The organism is Pseudomonas sp. 2995-1, from assembly GCF_002742505.1.
Lineage (GTDB): Bacteria > Pseudomonadota > Gammaproteobacteria > Pseudomonadales > Pseudomonadaceae > Aquipseudomonas > Aquipseudomonas sivasensis.
This window is the reverse complement of record NZ_LJSA01000490.1, coordinates 304,466-324,060: the sequence shown is the minus strand read 5'-3', so window position 1 is coordinate 324,060 and position 19,595 is coordinate 304,466. Positions and strand designations below refer to the sequence as shown.

Below are 19,595 nucleotides of genomic sequence, written 5' to 3'. Positions count from 1 at the left end.
TTGCTCGAAAACATCCCGTTGCTGCCCTTGACCTTGTGCGCTTCGTCGGCGCTGTTGAAGCGCTCGCCGGCCTCGACATTGATGTCGCGCACCGCACTCACAGCAACAGCCCCCGCGTCGCTGTTGACCATCGCCCCGCGCACCTGCACGTCACGCCCGGCGCCCACGCGAACATCGCCGTTGGCCTGCACCGAACTGCCGACTTCATTGCGTCCGGCTTCCTTGCGCCAGTTGTCGCCATCCCACTGGTTGGACTGGGTGTAGGACTCTTTCACTGTAGTCAGGGTGATGTCGTTGCCCGCCACCAGCGACGTCTTGCCGCCGACGCCGGTGTTGCTCACTTGCGCGGCTTGCAGGTTGATATCGTTGCCGGCGGTGGCAATCAGGTTCGCCGCCGGTGCCGACACGTACAACCCCGCCACCCGCGACAAGCCGGTGCGGGTGCCCTGATCGCTCTCGCTGTCGGTGGTGACCGAGCGCACATTGATGTCGTTGCCGGCGCTCAGGGCCAGACGGCTGTTGGCGCTGATCAGGCCGCCGATGTTGTTGATGTCCTGGCTGGCGGTCAGGGCCACGTCGTTGCCCTGGATACGGCCGCCGAGGTTGTCGAGGTTCTGCACGCTGATGTTCACGCCATCGCGCCCGGACAGGCTGCCGGAGTTCACCAGATCACCGCGCACATCAAGGTTCAACGTGCGCCCAGCCATCAGTGCGCCGGAGCCATCCAGATCACCTTCGCGAACCCGCACATAGACTTGCGGCACGAGCACCTGACGGACTTCACCGCTCGCCAGCGTGACGTCCTTGGACACCAGCCAGACGATGTCGCTGGTCAACTGCGCCATTTGTTCGGCGGTCAGGGCGACACCAGGAATCAGTTTCCACTGATCCGCCAGGGTCACGGCGCTGTCGATCATGCCGCGATACTGTTCCTCATCACTGGCGTAGCCGTCGAGAAAGCGCCGGCCGGTGAGTTGCGCGATTTGCTCACGGATCAGCTTCTGTTCGTAGAAGCCGTCGCCCAGACGCTGCTGCGTAGCCGCCGGGTCGAGGTTCAGGCGCCCGAGCATGTAGTCCGAAGACAACCACTTGCGGTAGTTAGCGAAGCGCGGGTCGGTCTCCACCAGATAACCGGCGGTGCTGTTCGGGTTGGCCTGGAACAGGCTGCTGTTGGGCAGGTCGGGGTTGAAACCACCCGTGCGGATCTGCTCCACCGCGCCTGCCGCGTCCAGTTGGGTCAGTGCCTTCACTTCACTGATCGGGCTCACGGCGTGGGTGCGGCCTACGCCCGCCAGCTCACCGGTACCCGCAGTGCTGTCGGTAACGTTGGCCAGAACCAGCGCGCCAACCTGGGTGCCGCTGCCGTTGATGGCCGCGTACTCGGTGTACACCGTGGGTTTAAGGGAGATCTGCTCGATCAGCGGCGCCGGCGTATAACCGGTCAGGCCAACGCCCTGGCGGTCACGGCCCTTGCGCTGGATGCGATAGTAATTGGCCACGCTGCCGTTGTCGGCCGTGACCCGTTCGCCGGTCACTTCGGTGTTGATCACTTGGCCGATGCTGCCGTTGAGCGCCTGCCCGGCAATGATCCGGCTCTTGTCGTTGAGCACCTGGTCGGCGATCAACGTGAGGTTGCCACCGGCAAGCATCTGCGCAGGGTCGGAGCTGACAATTTGCGTCTCGGTGACGCTGCGCGTGTAGTCATAGCGGTTCCAGCGCGTGCCGTAGCCTTCCGGCGTGACCAGGTGCAGCACCTCGTCGTTGTACAGCGAGATCTGGTCCGGCGTGTAACGGTTGGTCGAGCCCGACAGCAGGTACTCCTGCAGCACTTGGTTGGACACCAGCACGCGGTCGGTGGCGAAGTGTTCGTTGGTGTTATTGATCTGCTTGGCGTTGACGCTCAGATGGCCCAGCGCTTCGACGGTGGCGCTCGCATTGTTGAGCACCTGTGCCTGGCCGCTGGCCTGGTCATTGGCGTCAAGCAAGCCGCCGATCACCGTATCGCCGGCGCTGAAGATCAGTCCGTGCTCACGGTTGTTGATCACCTGAGCGCCGATATCCAGGCGGTTGCGTGCCGCGATGGTCGCCGCCGTTGCGCCTTCGAGGATGTTGTTGAGCGTACCGGCGGTGATCGACAAATGATCACCGTAGAGGCGCCCGGTACCGAGGTTGTTCAGGGTCGCAGCACTGAGGCGGGTCGTCTCGCCGTCGACCACGCCACGGTTGTCGAATTGGTTGACCGCGTTGGCCTGCACACGCCGCCCACTGATCACGCCGTTGGCACCGTTGTCGATAGCGCCGGCATCCACGCGCACCAGCGCGCCGGACTGCACCGCCCCCTGGTTGGTCATCGTGCCGCCAGTCTGCAGCGACAGGTCGCCGTTGCTCTGCACCAGGCCGCTGTTGATGAAGTTTTGAGTCAACCGGAAGGTCAGGTCGCCGAGGCTTTGGACCTTGCCGGCGCCGCTGTAATTGGCACTGTCGAGCAACACGGACTGGCCCCCAATCAGGGTGCCCGCGCCGTTGTTGATGGCCAGGCTTTTCTGCGCCGGGTTGCGATCGGCCAGGGTCAGCACGCTGCCCGCCGAAAGGATGCCCGCGTCGTTGTCCACGCTGCCGCTGCCCTTCACGTTCAGCGTGGTGTCGGACACGATTGAGCCAGCGCGGTTGGTCAGCGTATCGGTGTCGAGATCGACGCTCTGGCCCTTGATGCCCTGGTTCGCGCCCTGGGTCGCGCTGTTGTCCACGCTCGCGGCGGTCAGCAACAGATGCCCGTCGGCGCGCAACAAGCCCGCCTGGTTGCTCAGTTGCTGGGCGTTGATGTCCAGAGTTTGCGCGCTGCCGATAAAGCCTTGGTCGTTGAACACTTGACCGGCCCGCACGGTGACGTCGCGCTGGCCGAGGATGCCGCCGGTGCTGCCGGAATTGCGGTTGCTCAGCTGTTGGCCGTGGGTATCCACGCGCAGGTCCGACTTGGCCTGCATGATGCCGCCGTCGTTGATCAACGCGCCGCTGTCGACGCTCAGCGTGTCGCTGGCGTTAACGGTGCCTGCACTGTTGTCGAGCTGCTGGCCCTGGGTATTGAGCAGCAGTTGCGCGCCGGTGATCACCCCACTTTGGTTGTTCAGGCCGAGTGCATTGAGGGTCAGCGCCTTGGCTGCCTCCAGACGCCCGCCACGGTTGTCGAGCACGCTGGTGTCGCTGTTGAGGACCAGGTCGGCGGCCACCGAACCGAGGGTACCGCCCTGGTTCTGCAGGCTGTCGGTCTTGACCGTCAAGGTTTGCGTGGCCGCGACGGTGCCATTGGCGTTGTTCAACTGCGCGGCCTTGATCCCCAGCGCGCCGCCGGCGGTGATCTGCCCGCTGCTGTTGTCCAGGGTGCCGCCGTCGAGGGTCAATTGCGCGGCGGTGACCAGCTTGCCCTTCTGATTGTTCAGGTGCTGGCGCGCGGTGACGGACAAGTCGCCAAGGCCACCCGACTGCACCAGGCCATCCGCGTTGTTCAGGGTGTCAGCGCTGACGACGAGGGCGCCACCGCTGGACAGCGTACCGCCACTGTTGTCGAGGCTGCGCGCGACGGTCATTTGCATACCATTGCTGCCGGTCTGCACCCACTTGCCGCCGACGTTGGACAGGTCCAGCGCGGTCACGCTGATCTGTGCCGCGCCTACCTGTGCGGCATCGCTGAGCACGCTCTGGTTAGCGTCGGCCGTGAGGGCGCGGCCGGCGGTGACGCGGCTGCGACGCAAGTCGAGATTGCCGGCGGTGCTGGTCAACTCAACGGTCTGGGCGGACGTCTGGCTGTCACTCAGGTCGACCTGGGCGGCGCTGGCCTTGAGGGTCTGCGCGGCGAGGTTCTGGCCTTTGGCGGTCAAGGTGCCAGCCGAGGTCAGCGTCAGCGAACCGCTGCTGCCGAGCTTGCCGGTACTGTCCACGCCCGCGGCCAATGCGGAACCTGCGTGGCTGCGAATCGCCGAATTGGCGCCGGTGGCGGTCAGCGCGGCATTGCCCTGGGCGGACACGATGCCACGGTTGTCGATATCACCAGCGGTGTGCACGGCCAGGTTGCCTTGGGCGTACAGCGTGCCGTCGTTGTCGATGCCCTTGTCGGCGCGGGCGGTCAAATCGGTGGCGCTGCTGATCTGGCCGTGGTTTTCGATCCGGCCGTCGGTGCCGATCACCACTTCACCGGCGCTGGAGCCGATCTGCCCGGCATTGCGCACGCCCACGCCTGCGCCATTGCCGACCAAGGTGATCTTGCCCGCGTACATGCCGCCCAACTGCGCCACGTCGATGGCGACGGTTGGCGTGTCGGTCGGTGCCGCGCCGGTGGTGCCGGCCTTGATGGTCAAGTCTTTGGACCAGATGCCCGCGTTCACCTCGACCGTGCGCGCGATGATTTCGGTGTAGTCGGCGCGGCTGGTGTCCATGCCTTCGCCGCCGATGCTGATCTTGCCGCCCGAGACTTCATAGCCGCTGATCAGGCCGTTCTCGAACTGCGCGCGCCCGGTGGTCAGGGTCGCGCGGTCGGCGTTGATAAACCCGCAGCCTTCACAGGTGATGCCCGACGGGTTGGCAATTACCACCTGCGCCTTGGAGCCCCCCACTTCGACAAAGCCGCGCAACTGGCTAGGGTTGCTCGAATTGACCTCGTTGAGAATCACCCGTGCGCTGCCGTTGGCCAGGTTGCGGTTGCCTTCGATCCACCCGCCCAGTTGAGTCTGGCTGTTGGTCACGCCGTTGTTGAGGATCACCCCGCGCTTGTCCACGTCGAACTGGGTGTAGGTGTTGCGCGACACGCCCGCGCCGCTTGGCCGGGTGATGTCCACCACCGTGGTGCCGTTGCCGGCGGCGCCGATGGTCGGGCGCTGGCCCGCCGGTGCGGAGCCATCGACCACCACCTGCGCTTGTACCGGCGCCGCCAGCGCGACCCAGCCCATGCCCAGCATCAGCGCAAACCGCAGCGGCGTCAGCGTGGCAACCGCCGTACCCGGGCGCGCTACGGCGCCGGTCGTGCCGGGAGCCTTGCACGCGCTCTTGACGTTTTCGGCCACCACCATCAGCAGGCCGCGAGCCTGGTTGAAAACAATTCGATACAGATGCTTATTCATGCAAGTCCTTTGCGCGGTGGCTGATCAGAGCGCGTCGCTGGGTAACGGGTGAGTGGCAAACCAGGCTTGCGCCTCCAGGTCCAGGACGGCGATACCCTGGAAATTCATGACGCGCAGTCCGCGCTCATCGCCTCGGTGGTACAGCGAACGGAAGATCCGCCCCGGCCACAGCCGCCGTCGCAACAGGCCGCTGACTCGTCGGGTATGCCCGAACGGCGCGACCCAGTCGTTGATCCACAGGCGGTCGCCGCTGTCCCAGTCCGCGGCAGGCAGGCAGACGGCTGGTTCGCGCAGGTAGCGCGCCTCGGCCTCGGCACTGAGGTTGAGCCACGACAGGAAAAACACCGGGCGCCCCGCTTCGCTGATCAGGATGAACTGACGGCGCTTGATCGCCGGCAGCAACAGGGTCGACAGGCTGTGCAATGGCGCATCGCGATGCGCCGCCGAGTGCATCCACAACCACACCGCCGAACCCAGCACCTGGGCTTCGTCGATGGGGCTGTCGGGCCCGGTGGGCGCGAGCACTTCGAGGGTGTCATCCGACATGCTGGTCTCCTTCAAAATGACCAGTTGGCGCTGAAGCCACTGGTCACGTCGGCGGTCTGGAAACCCTTGGGTTTTTCCAGAGGTTTGCCGGTGTAGATGTCATAGGAAAACTGCTTGTAGCCGCCGCGCAGGCCTACCACCGCACCGGCCAGCCGGCGACCCAGCAAGTACTCGGTGGAATGCCCGCCAACCTGGCCGTAATCCACGCCCAGATAGAGCTCCTGACCGGTGTTGCCCAGGCTCAGGCCGAGGTCGTTGCTGAAGGTCCAGCCGCGTTCCGCCGACAGAATCTGCTCGCCATCAAAGCCGCGCACGGTGTAGCGCCCACCGATTGAAAAGCGGTCCTGGGGAATCAGCGGCGTGCGGTTCCATTGCCCGCGCCAGCCGCCGATGTAACGCAGCTTCTGCTGGCCGACGCTGAACGGCACTTGCAATTGCGCGTTGGCGGTAATGATCTGCGAGCGCGACGTGCCTTCGCCGTTTTCTTCCTCGGGTGCGCGCAAGGCATCGCGCGCACCGGTGCCACGGCGATAGCCGACGCCAAGGTCGAGGGTATTCGCACCGATAAATTCACGGTGATTGATCCCGGCCTGCCAACCGGCCATGCGCCGGCGCTGAAATTCGATTTCGGTGTCTTCGATGTAGTTGCTGGAGGTACGGCTCCAGCCACCGAGGGACACGGTGGTCTTACGCACCGCGTCGCGATAGATCACGCGCGACAGCTGCACCTCATTGGTCCGGCTGCGGCCGCTGTAGGAATACGCCTGGTTCACCCCGGCGATCGTCTGGTGGTAGTCGTATTCGCTGGAGGTCAGGCTCAACTGCCAATAGTCGTAGGGCACCGAGTAGTGAATGGTGTGGCCCTTGGACCCACGGTCGCCGCTTTCGCCGCCGCCGAGGTCGTGGTTGAAGCTGATGTAGAACAGGTCGTTGAGGGTCGCCAGGTTATCCAGCGACAGCGCGACGTTGCCCTGGTACTTGCCGGTCTGCTTGCTGCCGGAGTCGTCCACCGACAGGCTGACCCGTACGGGCACGGCCTGCTTCCAGGCGATCACCACATCGCTTTCACCTGGCTGCGCATCGGCGCCTTCGGCGGGGGTGATCTGTACGTCGGCTTCGGCGGTGGGCACGCGCTTGAAGTTTTCCAGCGCCTGTTCGATGTCGCGCAGGTTCAGCACATCGCCATCGGACGCGGGCATCGCATTCCAGTAGTTGGCGCGGGCCGAAGTGCCGGCGGCAAAACGGATGTGTTTGATCCGGCCGGGCACCACCACCAGGGACAGGGTGCCCTGGTTCAAGTCCTGGGCCTGGGCCAGCACGCGGGTGGTAATAAAACCTTTGGCGATGATCGCATTCTGGATGCGCTTCATGGTCAGGTTGATCCCGCGCGCGCCAACACAACGCCCTTGCACCGGATCATCGGACGGGTTGGCGGCACGCAGGGCCCACTGGAAATCCTCGGCCTGGTCGCCACTGAGCACCACGCGGTCGATCTTGAAGCACGGCGTTTCATCGCGCGGCAGGCGCAGGCTGGCTTCGGTGTCTTGGGGCGCTTGCAGGCGAACGTCGGGCGACGGTTCCAGCTGCTCGCGTTGTGCACGCTCGCGCTGTTGCTGCTGGATCAATTGCTGGGCTGGCGCTTGCGGCTCGGCCGCAAACGCAGCCGCGCTGGCTAGCAAACCAACTGCAGTACAGGTGGAAACGCACGACTGCAGCAAAACTGATGGTTTTGTTCTAGATACAGCGACGAGAGACATTTCGCATCCTTGTGAGTGAAACTTCCTACATGCGCAGGCTTTGTCACCACAACGACACAAAAGTGCCCCAGCAAAACATGGCACTGTGACTTGATTCGCAAAAGCGGCCACTGCAGACCGCCAGGACTGTCACATTGCAACGCTCTAACTCAAGGGTTATAGCGGTTTTTCAGGTGTAAAAATTAATCCTCAGTTTTTGTGCAATTTGCTCATCAATTGCGCCTCAGCCTGAGTCAAACCGCAGGATTGGGTCAGTTCATCCACCGTCGCGCCCATGCCCACCAGCTTCGCTGCCTGGGCAAACGACAGGCTCGCTGGGTCGCGCTGCTCAATCTGCGCCAGCTTGTCCGGCAACGGCGCGAGGATGGCGCGCAGTTCATGCACCTCATCCCCGACCCTCACCGCACTTTGCTGGAAGTGATCAACCCGCTTGACCAGCTCCAGAATGCGCCGGTCGCGCAGCGCATCGCGCTCGGCCTGTTGCATGGCCAATTCTCGCTGCTGGCGCACATAGCGCAGCATAAACGCCAGCGTCCCGGCCCACAGCAGGGCCAGGACAATCACTGCTGCTTCAAGGAACAATCAGATGTTCTCCAGATCCGACCACTCTTCTTCGCTCATCATCTTGTCCAGCTCAACCAGAATCAGCAGTTCGTTGTTCTTGTTGCACACGCCCTGAATGAACTTGGCTGATTCCTCGTTACCCACGTTCGGCGCGGTTTCCACTTCCGATTGGCGCAGGTAAACCACTTCGGCCACGCTATCGACCATGATCCCGACCACTTGCTTGTCGGCTTCGATGATGACGATACGGGTGTTGTCGCTGACTTCGACGGTATCCAGGCCAAAACGCTGGCGGGTGTCGATCACCGTCACCACGTTGCCGCGCAGGTTGATGATGCCCAGCACGTAGCTCGGCGCACCTGGAACCGGGGCGATCTCGGTGTAGCGCAGCACTTCCTGCACGCGCATCACGTTAATGCCGTAGGTTTCGTTGTCCAGTTTGAAGGTAACCCATTGCAGGATCGGATCATCCAAACCTTGTGCAGATGCTGACTTATTCATACCCATGACCCCTTCAAATGCCGTTACGAACGGCGTGTGTGCTTCGTCGACCGCACTTGCGTGCGGCCCTTATTGTTCAATCAACTGCGTATGTTCACGGGCATCGACTTGACGGCACCGCTGGCGATCAACTCGGCCAGTTCGGCGACGTCGAGCAACGCGCACATGTGTTCGATTACGGTGCCCGCCAGCCAAGGCCGCTGGCCCCGGTGGCTGCGCCATTTGATTTCGTTAGGGTCCAGGCGCAACGAGCGGCTGACTTGATGCACCGCCAGCCCCCACTCGTAACCCTGCACCGAGATCACGTATTGCAGGCCTTGGCGGAAGTCGTCGCGGTAGCGATCGGGCATCACCCAGCGCGCGGTGTCCAGCACCTTGAGATTACCGGCCTGGCTCGGCAGGATTCCGAGGAACCACTCCGGTTGCCCGAACAACGGCGTCAGTTCCTGGCCGGCCAGGGAGTAGATCGAGCCCAGGCACACCAGAGGCACCGCAAGGGTCAAGCCGGCGACGTCGAACAGCAGGCATTCGAAAGGCTCCGCCGCCCAGGCCGGACGACCATCGCCGCTCACGGGCGGCGGCGTAATATTCGGTGGCAGGTGCACTTCCACCACGGGCTCGACCACCACCGGCGCGACGGGCATGACCACCGGGACGGCGACCGGCACGATCACCGGCGCGACGTAGGCATCACGCGCCTGCTCTTCCAATACGGCCAACTGGAACTCATCCAGGGTACTGGACGACGGTTCTTCTACCGCAGGTTCCAGGACCAGGATCGGTTCCGGCAATTCTTCTGCAGTGGCTTCCTGCAACAAGGCATCCAGGTAGGATTCCAGTGCCAGTTGCGGCCGGGTCTTGAGTTCGACAGGACGATTCATCACGCCACCTGCGCAACAAGCTGCTGGGACAGCAGGTGCTTGAGCAATGCGCGGTAGGCCAACACACCACGGCTTTTACCGTCGAACTGCGAAGGCGTCAGCCCGGCGCGGCTGGCATCGCGCAGGCGCGTGTCCACCGGGATGTAGCCGTTCCAGATGGTCTGCGGATAGGCGTCACGCAATACGCGCAACGTGCCCAGGGACGCCTGGGTACGGCGATCGAACAAGGTCGGCACGATGCTGTACGGCAGCGCCTGTTTACGCGAGCGGTTGATCATCGCCAGGGTGCTGACCATGCGTTCCAGGCCTTTGACCGCCAGGTGCTCGGTCTGCACCGGGATCACCAACTGCTGGCTGGCCGCCAAGGCATTGACCATGAGCACGCCGAGCAACGGCGGGCTGTCGATGATCGCGTAATCGAAGTCCTGCCACAGTTGCGCCAGGGTCTTGGCGATCACCAGGCCCAGGCCGCTCTGCCCCGGCGACTGGCGCTCAAGGGTGGCCAGCGCGGTGCTGGACGGCAGCAGGGAAATGCTCTCGTTACTGGTCGGCAACAGCAGTTGGCCGGGCAAGTCGCTCGGCACGCTGCCCTTGTGCAGGAACAGGTCATAGTTGCTGTGCTCCAGCGCGTCCGGGTCGTAACCGAAATAGCTGGTCATCGAGCCGTGGGGGTCGAGGTCGACCACGACCACACGCTTGCCCGCCTCGGCCAGCAAGCCGGCTAAAGCGATGGAGGTGGTGGTCTTGCCGACTCCACCTTTTTGATTGGCAACTGCCCAGACTCTCATTCGGATGGTTCCTCCCGGTGGGCACGTGCGCGACCGAGACATTGCATAGGTTATTGAGCCGGTGACGGAGAATTGACGGCACTCTGCCGAACCGGCGGCTTTGCAGGGGCCGGTGCAGTTTGTGTGCCAGCGCGCCTCAAGGCCGCATCCGGTGTTGCATTGGCGGTGCCGGTGCCGGTCAGGCTACGGCGCACATCCAGGTTGCGTGAGACGACCAACACCACCCGACGGTTGCGCGCGCGGCCTTCCAGGGTGGCGTTATTGGCTACCGGCTGGAACTCGCCATACCCCACCGACGCCAGGCGCCCGGGGTTCACACCCTGCATCGCGAGCATGCGCACGATGCTGGCGGCACGGGCCGAGGACAGTTCCCAGTTGGTCGGGTACTGCGCGGTGCTGATCGGCACATTGTCGGTAAAACCTTCGACGTGGACCGGGTTTTCAAACGGTTTGAGGATCGCCGCCACCTTGTCGATGATGGTGAACGCCTGGTCGCTGGGCAACGCATCGGCACTGGCGAACAGCAGGCTGGAATTGAGCTCGATCTCCACCCACAACTCATTGCCGCGCACGGTCATCTGGTTGGAGCTGATCAGGTCGCCAAACGCGGCACTGATGTCATCGGCGATGCTTTTCAGCGGGTCGCTGGTGCCGCCCACGCCGGCCGCGGTTTCGTCGCTGTCGTTGACCAGCGGCTTGGCCGGGGTCACGCTCTTGGGCCGCTCTTCGCCAATGGGGATCGGCTTGAGCGAACGGTCGGCGTCGTTGAACACGCCGATCAGCGCCTGGGAAATGACTTTGTACTTGCCTTCGTTGATCGACGAGATGGAGTACATCACCACGAAAAATGCGAACAGCAAGGTGATGAAGTCCGCATAGGACACCAGCCACCGCTCGTGGTTGACGTGTTCCTCAGGCTCGCGACGGCGACGGCTCATTGGCATTACTCCCCATCAATCCATGAAGCCCTGAAGCTTCAATTCGATGGAGCGCGGGTTCTCGCCCTCGGCAATCGAGAGAATGCCTTCGAGCAGCATCTCGCGGTAACGGGACTGGCGCATGGCAATGGATTTGAGCTTGCTCGCTACCGGCAACAGCACCAGGTTGGCACTGGCCACACCATAGATAGTCGCGACGAACGCCACGGCGATGCCGCTGCCCAATTGCGAAGGGTCGGCCAGGTTGCCCATCACGTGGATCAGGCCCATGACTGCGCCGATGATGCCGATGGTCGGCGCGTAGCCGCCCATGCTTTCAAACACTTTGGCGGCGTTGATGTCGCGGCTTTCCTGGGTGTAGAAATCCACTTCCAGGATGCTGCGGATCGCTTCCGGCTCGGCACCGTCGACCAACAACTGCAAGCCTTTACGCGAGTAGCTGTCGGGCTCGGCATCGGCCACGCCTTCCAGGCCCAGCAGGCCTTCCTTGCGTGCGGTGAGGCTCCAGTTGACCACCCGGTCGATGCCACCGGCCAAGTCGACACGTGGCGGGAAGATGATCCAGATCACGATCTGCATCGCACGCTTGAACGAGCTCATCGGTGACTGCAACAACGCAGCGCCCACGGTGCCGCCAATCACGATCAGCGCCGCCGGGCCGTTGGCCAGGGCGCCGAGGTGGCCGCCTTCGAGGTAGTTGCCGCCGATAATGGCGACAAACGCCATGATGATGCCGATCAGGCTCAATACATCCATCAGAGGCAGGCCTCCACCAGATGCTTGCCGATGTCGTCCAGGCTGTAAACGGCGTCGGCCAGGTCAGCCTTGACGATGGCCATGGGCATGCCATAGATCACGCAACTGGCTTCGTCCTGGGCCCAGATCGCACTGCCGCCCTGCTTGAGCAGGCGCGCGCCTTCACGACCGTCGGCGCCCATGCCGGTGAGCACCACCGCCAGAACTTTGTCACCGTAGGACTTGGCCGCCGAACCGAAGGTAATGTCCACGCACGGCTTGTAGTTGAGGCGCTCGTCACCCGGAAGGATTTTGATCGCGCCACGGCCATCGACCATCATCTGCTTGCCGCCTGGGGCCAGCAGCGCCAGGCCAGGGCGCAGGATGTCGCCATCCTCGGCTTCCTTGACGCTGATGCGGCATAACTTGTCCAGACGCTCGGCAAACGCTTTGGTGAACGCCGCTGGCATGTGCTGGATCAACACGATCGGCGCCGGGAAGTTGGCCGGCAATTGGGTCAATACGCGCTGCAAGGCCACCGGGCCACCGGTGGAAGTCCCAATGGCAACCAGCTTGTAAGCCTTGCGCTTGGGCGCTGGCGAATGGGCATGCGCGGCAGCCGGTGCTGACGTGCGTACCGGCGGCGGCGCAGGCCGGGTAACCGGGGCAGGCGCCGGGCGGCTGAACGAGGAACTGGTGGGCGCAGACGGCGCAGCTACCGGCGCCGGGGCGGGTGCTGGGGCGCTGAACAGGCTGCGACGGTTACTGCGGGAAATACTGTGGACTTTCTCGCACAGCAGTTGCTTGACCTTATCGGGGTTGCGCGAGATGTCTTCGAAATTCTTCGGCAGGAAGTCCACCGCACCGGCATCCAGCGCGTCGAGGGTCACTCGGGCACCTTCATGGGTCAGCGAGGAGAACATCAATACCGGGGTCGGGCAGCGTTGCATGATGTGCCGAACTGCCGTGATGCCATCCATCATCGGCATCTCGTAGTCCATGGTGATCACGTCCGGCTTTAGCGCAATGGCTTGATCAATCGCCTCTTTACCGTTGGTGGCCGTACCGACCACCTGGATGCTTGGATCGGCGGAAAGAATTTCCGAGACGCGGCGGCGGAAGAAACCCGAATCGTCCACCACCAGGACCTTGACTGCCATAAACACTCCGTTAGGCGGGGCGGGCATTACCGCCCTGCCCCGCCAGAATCAAATACGCCGTGCGGCGTAACGCTTGAGCATGCTCGGAACATCGAGAATCAGCGCGATCCGACCGTCACCGGTAATGGTCGCACCCGACATGCCCGGGGTTCCCTGCAGCATTTTGCCCAAAGGCTTGATGACCACTTCTTCCTGGCCAACCAGTTGATCGACGACAAAGCCGATCCGCTGAGTGCCCACCGAGAGAATCACCACATGGCCTTCGCGCTGCTCCTCATGGGCAGCCGATGCAACCAGCCAGCGCTTGAGGTAGAACAACGGCAGCGCTTTATCACGCACGATCACCACTTCCTGACCGTCCACCACGTTGGTGCGCGACAGGTCGAGGTGGAAGATCTCGTTGACGTTGACCAACGGGAAGGCGAACGCCTGGTTGCCCAGCATCACCATCAGGGTCGGCATGATCGCCAAGGTCAACGGCACCTTGATGACGATCTTGGAGCCCTGGCCCTTGGTCGAGTAGATGTTGATCGAGCCATTGAGCTGGCTGATCTTGGTCTTCACCACGTCCATGCCCACGCCACGGCCCGACACGTCGGAGATCTCGGTCTTGGTCGAGAAGCCAGGGGCGAAGATCAGGTTGTAGCACTCGGTGTCGGTCAGGCGGTCGGCGGCGTCCTTGTCCATCACGCCACGCTTGACGGCGATATTGCGCAAGATCGCCGGGTCCATGCCCTTGCCGTCATCGGTGATCGACAGCAGGATGTGGTCGCCCTCTTGCTCCGCCGCCAGAATCACCTTGCCGCCACGGGACTTGCCCGAGGCTTCGCGTTCTTCAGGGGTTTCGACGCCGTGATCGACAGCGTTGCGCACCAAGTGGACCAGCGGGTCGGCCAGGGCCTCGACAAGGTTTTTGTCGAGGTCGGTTTCTTCACCCACCAGTTCCAGGTTGATCTCTTTCTTCAGCTGGCGCGCCAGGTCACGAACCAGGCGCGGGAAGCGGCCGAAGACTTTCTTGATCGGCTGCATCCGGGTTTTCATCACCGCGGTTTGCAGGTCAGCCGTCACCACGTCGAGGTTCGACACGGCCTTCTGCATGGCTTCATCGCCACTGCTCAAGCCAAGGCGCACCAGGCGGTTACGCACCAGTACCAGCTCGCCGACCATGTTCATGATGTCGTCCAGACGCGCGGTATCAACCCGCACGGTGGTTTCGGCTTCACTGGCGGGTTTTTCCGCCGGTGGTGGCGCAGCCGCACGCGCAGGAGCTGGAGCCGGGGCTGCGGGCTTGGCCGCTGCCACAGGCGCAGGCGCAGCCGCTTTAGCAGCAGCCGGTGCTGCCGTGGCGACTGCAGCCGCTGGGGCGACTTCGCTGAACTTGCCCTTGCCGTGCAAATCATCCAGCAGCGCTTCGAATTCGTGATCAGAGATCAACCCATCGTCCGCAGGCTTGGCACTGGCAGCCGCCGCAGCAGCAGGCGCTGCCGCCACTTCCGGCAGGGCGTCGACCGCAAACGTGCCTTTGCCGTGCAACTGGTCAAGCAAGGCTTCGAATTCGTCATCGGTGATGTCGGTGCTGGCCGGGGCCGCAGGCGCTTCGGCAGCCGCGACAGGCGCCACCGCATCGGCGGCAAACTGGCCTTTACCGTGCAACTGGTCGAGCAGGGATTCGAACTCGGCGTCGGTGATGTCTTCACTGGTCGGTGCCGCTGCCGGGGCAACGGCGGCCGGTGCTTCAGCTTCGGCCTTGACGGCACTGAGGGAGTTGAGCAGTTGTTCGAACTCGTTGTCCGTCACATCCGCTTCAGGCTCCGCCACCGGCTCAGGCGCGGCCTCAACCACCGGCGCTGCCGTGGTGTCGGCCGGCTCTGCATAGCGCGCCAGGGCGGCCAGCAGTTCCGGGGTGGCAGCCGTGATCGGGGCACGTTCGCGAACTTCGCTGAACATGCCGTTGACCGCATCCAGTGCTTCGAGAATCACGTCCATCAATTCCGAATCAACGTGACGCTCACCCTTGCGCAGGATGTCGAACACGTTCTCGGCGATGTGGCAGCACTCCACCAGCTCATGGAGCTGGAGGAAGCCGGCGCCCCCTTTTACAGTATGAAAACCGCGAAAAATTGCATTGAGCAGGTTCGCATCATCCGGTCGGCTTTCCAGCTCGACCAGTTGTTCGGACAGTTGCTCTAAAATTTCGCCGGCCTCTACAAGGAAATCCTGAAGGATCTCTTCATCGGCGCCGAAGCTCATGTGGGTGCTCCTTAGAAGCCTAAACTGGATAACAGGTCATCTACGTCATCCTGACCTGACACAACGTCTTCACGTTTATCGGCATGAATCTGCGGACCTTCACCCTTGGCGAGATGTTTTTGTGGATCTTTTTCAGAGAGGATCGCTTCGCGGTCATGTTCGATGCCGGCAAAACGGTCTACCTGGCCAGCCATGAGCACCAATTTGAGCAAATTGCTTTCCACTTCGGTAACCAACTGGGTTACACGTTTGATCACCTGACCGGTGAGGTCCTGGTAATCCTGGGCCAGCAGAATGTCATTGAGGTTGCTGGAAACCGTGCGGTTTTCCTGTTCGCTGCGCGACAGGAAACCGTCGACCCGACGGGCCAATTCACGAAACTCTTCAGCCCCGACTTCGCGACGCATGAAGCGGCCCCAGTCAACGCTGAGGGCCTGGGCTTCATTGGCCATGCCGTTGACCAGAGGCGTGGCATTTTCCACCAAGTCCATGGTGCGGTTGGCCGCGGCCTCGGTCAGCCTGACCACATAGGACAGGCGTTCGGTGGCATCAGTGATCTGCGAGATTTCTTCGGCCTGGGGCATGTGCGGGTCAATCTGAAAATTGACGATCGCACTGTGCAGCTCGCGTGTGAGCTTGCCCACTTCCTGGTACAGGCCGCGGTCACGGGTCTGGTTGAGCTCATGGATCAACTGCACCGCGTCGCCGAAGTGGCCTTTTTCAAGGCTGTCGACCAACTGGTGAGCATGCTTTTTCAGGGTCGACTCAAAGTCTCCCTGTGACGTTTCTTTATGCTCCATAGCTCCCCCGCGATGGCATTAGCCGTGGATGCGTTCAAAGATCTTTTCGATCTTCTCTTTCAAGGCCTGTGCAGTGAATGGCTTGACTACGTAACCGTTGACCCCGGCCTGGGCGGCTTCGATGATCTGTTCACGCTTGGCTTCGGCGGTCACCATCAACACGGGAAGGCTGCGCAGTTTTTCGTCGGCACGCACGTGGCGCAACAAGTCGATACCGGTCATGCCCGGCATGTTCCAGTCTGTTACCAGAAAGTCGATGCTCCCGCTGTTGAGGATCGGAATCGCCGTAAGGCCGTCATCCGCCTCGACCGTGTTTGTGAACCCAAGGTCACGCAACAGGTTTTTTATGATCCGCCGCATCGTTGAGAAGTCATCAACGATGAGGATTTTCATGTTCTTGTCCAATTCGACCTCCAAGCAGTCTTAAACGCGCCCAGCACCTGGACGCGCCATTTCAATCAACAGGCATTACACAAAAAGGACTGCCGGGGGCACCACGGATCGAACCCACGAAGGCCTATCACCTTCGCGGTATCGCTTTGCAATGCTCCCCACACTGCCTGTCAGCGCGCTCGCCACTCTCCCAATCGCCCCCGCAAGCGGGCTGCGCATTGGCTGTGCAACTGGCTGACACGCGATTCGCTGACCCCCAGGACCTCACCGATTTCCTTGAGGTTCAGCTCTTCGTCGTAATACAGCGCCAACACTAACCGCTCGCGCTCGGGCAAGTTGGCAATGGCGTCCGCCAATGCACCCTGGAAGCGTTCATCTTCCAGGTCGCGTGACGGTTCCATATGCGCGCTCGCGCCGTCCTCGTGCAGCCCTTCGTGTTCGCCGTCCTGCAACAGGTCGTCGAAACTGAACAGGCGGCTGCCCAAGGTATCGTTCAAAATCCCGTAATAATCGTCGAGACTCAATTGGAGTTCGGCCGCAACTTCATGATCTTTAGCGTCGCGACCGGTTTTTGCTTCAATTGCACGAATTGCGTCGCTGACCATGCGCGTATTTCGGTGCACCGAACGCGGCGCCCAATCACCTTTACGCACCTCATCAAGCATCGCGCCACGGATACGGATACCCGCATACGTCTCGAAACTCGCGCCTTTGCTGGCATCGTATTTGGTCGACACTTCAAGCAAGCCGATCATGCCGGCCTGGATCAGGTCCTCGACCTGCACGCTGGCGGGCAGGCGAGCCAGCAAGTGATAGGCGATACGCTTGACCAGCGGCGCATAGCGCTCAATCAACTCACCCTGACTGTCACGGGCAGATTTCTTGTAGGCGTTGTAGCCATTCGCTGTCATAGCACCGGTCCTGCGCTCGTCTGATGTACCAATCGCTCGACGAAAAACTCCAGATGCCCACGAGGGTTGGCGGGCAACGGCCAGGTATCGACCTTCTGGGCAATAGCCTTGAACGCCAATGCGCATTTGGAACGAGGGAACGCTTCGTAGACTGCACGCTGCTTTTGCACAGCCTTGCGCACGCACTCGTCGTAGGGAACTGCGCCGACGTATTGTAAGGCGACATCGAGGAAGCGATCCGTGACCTTGGTCAACTTGGCGAACAGATTGCGCCCTTCCTGCGGACTCTGGGCCATGTTGGCCAGGACGCGGAAGCGGTTCATGCCGTAGTCACGGTTAAGCAGTTTGATCAGGGCGTAGGCGTCGGTGATCGAGGTGGGTTCATCGCAGACCACCAGCAGGACTTCCTGCGCGGCGCGCACGAAGCTGACCACGGACTCGCCGATCCCGGCGGCGGTGTCGATCACCAGCACGTCGAGGTTGTCGCCGATATCACTGAATGCCTGGATCAGGCCGGCATGCTGCGCCGGGCTCAGGTGCACCATGCTCTGGGTACCGGAGGCAGCCGGCACGATGCGGATCCCGCCAGGGCCCTGGAGCAGCACGTCGCGCAGCTCACAGCGCCCCTCGATCACATCGGCAAGGGTGTGTTTGGGCGTCAGTCCCAGCAGAACGTCGACGTTCGCCAGCCCCAGGTCAGCATCCAGCAGCATGACGCGACGGCCAAGCTCTGCCAGGGCCAGGGACAAATTCACTGACACGTTAGTCTTTCCGACGCCACCTTTGCCGCCGGTCACCGCGATCACCTGTACGGGATGCATGCTGCCCATTTTATTTCTTTACCTTGTCTTGCTTAGACGCAGGCTACATGGCTTGGCCGCGTGAATCGCTTGCAGACCATCAATGTAGGTACATTTCACGGTGTTCATCCTGACTTCAACCGACCCGTTTTGCCGGGTTGTGGTAGAGGTCGGCGAACATATCGGCCATCGCTTCCTCGCTAGGCTCTTCTTGCATTTGCACGCTGACGGCACGGCTGACCAACTGATGACGGCGCGGCAGATGAAGATCATCCGGGATCCGCGGCCCGTCGGTCAGGTAGGCAACCGGTAATTCATGACTGATAGCCAGGCTCAACACCTCACCCAGGCTGGCGGTTTCATCCAGTTTCGTGAGGATGCAACCGGCCAGGCCACAGCGTTTGTAGCTATGGTACGCAGCGGTAAGAACCTGTTTTTGGCTGGTGGTTGCAAGCACCAGGTAATTTTTCGACTTGATGCCACGCCCGCCCAGGGTTTCCAGTTGCATGCGCAACGCCGGGTCGCTGGCTTGCAAGCCGGCGGTGTCGATCAGCACCACGCGCTTGCGCAGCAGCGGATCAAGGGCGTTGGCCAGGGACTGGCCCGGGTCGACGTGGGTCACCGGTACATTGAGGATGCGGCCCAACGTCTTGAGCTGCTCCTGGGCGCCGATCCGGTAGCTGTCCATGCTCACCAGCGCGATATTATTCGCGCCGTACTTGAGCACATAACGCGCTGCCAGCTTGGCGAGGGTGGTGGTCTTGCCCATGCCGGCAGGGCCGACCATGGCGATCACACCGCCCTCTTCCAGGGGTTCGATTTCCGGGGTAGCGATCATCCGCGCCAGGTGTGCCAGCAACATGCGCCAGGCCTGGCGTGGTTCTTCGATTTCGGTGGTCAGGGCCAGCAGGTCGCGGGACAACGGGCCGGACAAGCCAATGCGTTGCAGGCGACGCCACAGGTTGGCCTGTTGCGGTTTGCTGCCTTGCAGCTGCGTCCAGGCCAGCGAGCCGAGCTGCACTTCCAGCAGTTCGCGCAGGCCGTTGAGCTCAAAGCGCATCGAGTCGAACACACGCTGGTCAACTGCGGCGGCCGGGGCTGGCGCGGCAGGACGCGGCGGCTCGACGAAGGTCGGCTCAACCAGTGGTTCGGCAGCGGTCAGCGGCAGCCCGGCGAACAACTGGCGATTGGTGGTGGTATCGCTGTCGCCACGCATGCTCAGCTCAGCCTGGGCCGAGACGATGCGCGAAGCGGTCTTGCGCAGCTCGTCTTCGAGCTCCATGTTCGGTACACGCGGCGCCAGCGCCGAGGGGGTGTAATCCAGGGCAGCCGTCAGCTCGACACCGCCGGCAATACGACGGTTACCGATAATCGCGGCGTCGGCGCCCAGCTCATCACGGACCAGTTTCATGGCCTGACGCATATCGGCGGCGAAAAAACGCTTAACTTGCATAACCCAC

15 protein-coding genes and 1 pseudogene are annotated in these 19,595 nt (G+C 62.4%); all 16 read right to left on the bottom strand.

What is annotated here, in order from left to right:
- Positions 1–23: 23 nt before the first annotated feature.
- A pseudogene (locus tag AOA61_RS26115) lies at positions 24–5,111 on the bottom strand (filamentous hemagglutinin N-terminal domain-containing protein); the annotation flags it as partial.
- Between the two features lie 24 nt (positions 5,112–5,135).
- Positions 5,136–5,657: a toxin-activating lysine-acyltransferase gene (locus AOA61_RS26110; RefSeq protein WP_032887925.1), complete on the bottom strand. Its 522-nt coding sequence runs from the start codon at positions 5,655–5,657 to the stop codon at positions 5,136–5,138.
- 11 nt (positions 5,658–5,668) lie between these two features.
- Positions 5,669–7,336 (bottom strand): ShlB/FhaC/HecB family hemolysin secretion/activation protein, encoded by a 1,668-nt coding sequence (locus AOA61_RS26105; protein ID WP_032887923.1) that lies wholly within the window; start codon positions 7,334–7,336, stop codon positions 5,669–5,671.
- A 267-nt stretch (positions 7,337–7,603) separates the two neighbouring features.
- The gene (locus AOA61_RS26100) at positions 7,604–7,996 is read right to left on the bottom strand and encodes a DUF2802 domain-containing protein (protein ID WP_032887921.1); all 393 of its coding nucleotides are present in this window, start codon (positions 7,994–7,996) and stop codon (positions 7,604–7,606) included.
- Complete coding sequence (locus AOA61_RS26095) at positions 7,997–8,479, bottom strand: chemotaxis protein CheW (protein WP_032887919.1); 483 nt, start codon at positions 8,477–8,479, stop codon at positions 7,997–7,999. It abuts the gene before it with no gap.
- Between the two features lie 80 nt (positions 8,480–8,559).
- On the bottom strand, positions 8,560–9,360 hold the full coding sequence (locus AOA61_RS26090; protein ID WP_032887917.1) for a CheW domain-containing protein: 801 nt from the start codon (positions 9,358–9,360) through the stop codon (positions 8,560–8,562).
- Entirely contained in the window at positions 9,360–10,148 is a 789-nt protein-coding gene (locus AOA61_RS26085) for a ParA family protein (RefSeq protein ID WP_032887915.1), read from the bottom strand. Before AOA61_RS26085 ends, AOA61_RS26090 begins: the two co-directional genes overlap by 1 nt.
- Before the next feature lie 50 nt (positions 10,149–10,198).
- A complete protein-coding gene (motD, locus tag AOA61_RS26080; RefSeq protein ID WP_032887913.1) occupies positions 10,199–11,086 on the bottom strand; it encodes a flagellar motor protein MotD in 888 nt (295 codons plus the stop codon).
- A 15-nt stretch (positions 11,087–11,101) separates the two neighbouring features.
- Positions 11,102–11,842 carry a flagellar motor protein gene (locus AOA61_RS26075; RefSeq protein ID WP_032887912.1) on the bottom strand — a complete coding sequence of 247 codons (741 nt, stop codon included), beginning with the start codon at positions 11,840–11,842 and terminating at the stop codon, positions 11,102–11,104.
- The gene (locus AOA61_RS26070; RefSeq protein ID WP_032887910.1) at positions 11,842–12,981 is read right to left on the bottom strand and encodes a chemotaxis response regulator protein-glutamate methylesterase; all 1,140 of its coding nucleotides are present in this window, start codon (positions 12,979–12,981) and stop codon (positions 11,842–11,844) included. The genes AOA61_RS26075 and AOA61_RS26070 overlap by 1 nt, the downstream gene beginning before the upstream one ends.
- Positions 12,982–13,029: 48 nt before the next feature.
- Positions 13,030–15,231 (bottom strand): chemotaxis protein CheA, encoded by a 2,202-nt coding sequence (locus AOA61_RS26065; protein ID WP_099603023.1) that lies wholly within the window; start codon positions 15,229–15,231, stop codon positions 13,030–13,032.
- Positions 15,232–15,242: 11 nt separating this feature from the next.
- On the bottom strand, positions 15,243–16,031 hold the full coding sequence (locus AOA61_RS26060; protein ID WP_032887907.1) for a protein phosphatase CheZ: 789 nt from the start codon (positions 16,029–16,031) through the stop codon (positions 15,243–15,245).
- A gap of 18 nt (positions 16,032–16,049) precedes the next feature.
- Positions 16,050–16,424, bottom strand: a complete 375-nt coding sequence (locus tag AOA61_RS26055) for a chemotaxis response regulator CheY (RefSeq protein WP_160385018.1) — start codon at positions 16,422–16,424, stop codon at positions 16,050–16,052.
- A 170-nt stretch (positions 16,425–16,594) separates the two neighbouring features.
- On the bottom strand, positions 16,595–17,335 hold the full coding sequence (fliA, locus tag AOA61_RS26050; RefSeq protein ID WP_015885174.1) for an RNA polymerase sigma factor FliA: 741 nt from the start codon (positions 17,333–17,335) through the stop codon (positions 16,595–16,597).
- Complete coding sequence (gene fleN / locus AOA61_RS26045; protein ID WP_003192912.1) at positions 17,332–18,165, bottom strand: flagellar synthesis regulator FleN; 834 nt, start codon at positions 18,163–18,165, stop codon at positions 17,332–17,334. Before fleN ends, fliA begins: the two co-directional genes overlap by 4 nt.
- A gap of 106 nt (positions 18,166–18,271) precedes the next feature.
- On the bottom strand, positions 18,272–19,588 hold the full coding sequence (gene flhF, locus AOA61_RS26040; protein WP_099603022.1) for a flagellar biosynthesis protein FlhF: 1,317 nt from the start codon (positions 19,586–19,588) through the stop codon (positions 18,272–18,274).
- Positions 19,589–19,595: the final 7 nt, after the last annotated feature.

What these genes read in the sequence shown, in the direction of transcription:
- fliA (WP_015885174.1), bottom strand. Translation starts at nt 17,335, where the DNA reads ATGACAGCGAATGGCTACAACGCCTACAAGAAATCTGCCCGTGACAGT.
- AOA61_RS26110 (WP_032887925.1), bottom strand. Translation starts at nt 5,657, where the DNA reads ATGTCGGATGACACCCTCGAAGTGCTCGCGCCCACCGGGCCCGACAGC.
- AOA61_RS26095 (WP_032887919.1), bottom strand. Translation starts at nt 8,479, where the DNA reads ATGAATAAGTCAGCATCTGCACAAGGTTTGGATGATCCGATCCTGCAA.
- AOA61_RS26085 (WP_032887915.1), bottom strand. Translation starts at nt 10,148, where the DNA reads ATGAGAGTCTGGGCAGTTGCCAATCAAAAAGGTGGAGTCGGCAAGACC.
- AOA61_RS26065 (WP_099603023.1), bottom strand. Translation starts at nt 15,231, where the DNA reads ATGAGCTTCGGCGCCGATGAAGAGATCCTTCAGGATTTCCTTGTAGAG.
- AOA61_RS26070 (WP_032887910.1), bottom strand. Translation starts at nt 12,981, where the DNA reads ATGGCAGTCAAGGTCCTGGTGGTGGACGATTCGGGTTTCTTCCGCCGC.
- AOA61_RS26090 (WP_032887917.1), bottom strand. Translation starts at nt 9,360, where the DNA reads ATGAATCGTCCTGTCGAACTCAAGACCCGGCCGCAACTGGCACTGGAA.
- AOA61_RS26055 (WP_160385018.1), bottom strand. Translation starts at nt 16,424, where the DNA reads ATGAAAATCCTCATCGTTGATGACTTCTCAACGATGCGGCGGATCATA.
- AOA61_RS26060 (WP_032887907.1), bottom strand. Translation starts at nt 16,031, where the DNA reads ATGGAGCATAAAGAAACGTCACAGGGAGACTTTGAGTCGACCCTGAAA.
- fleN (WP_003192912.1), bottom strand. Translation starts at nt 18,165, where the DNA reads ATGGGCAGCATGCATCCCGTACAGGTGATCGCGGTGACCGGCGGCAAA.
- motD (WP_032887913.1), bottom strand. Translation starts at nt 11,086, where the DNA reads ATGAGCCGTCGCCGTCGCGAGCCTGAGGAACACGTCAACCACGAGCGG.
- AOA61_RS26075 (WP_032887912.1), bottom strand. Translation starts at nt 11,842, where the DNA reads ATGGATGTATTGAGCCTGATCGGCATCATCATGGCGTTTGTCGCCATT.
- flhF (WP_099603022.1), bottom strand. Translation starts at nt 19,588, where the DNA reads ATGCAAGTTAAGCGTTTTTTCGCCGCCGATATGCGTCAGGCCATGAAA.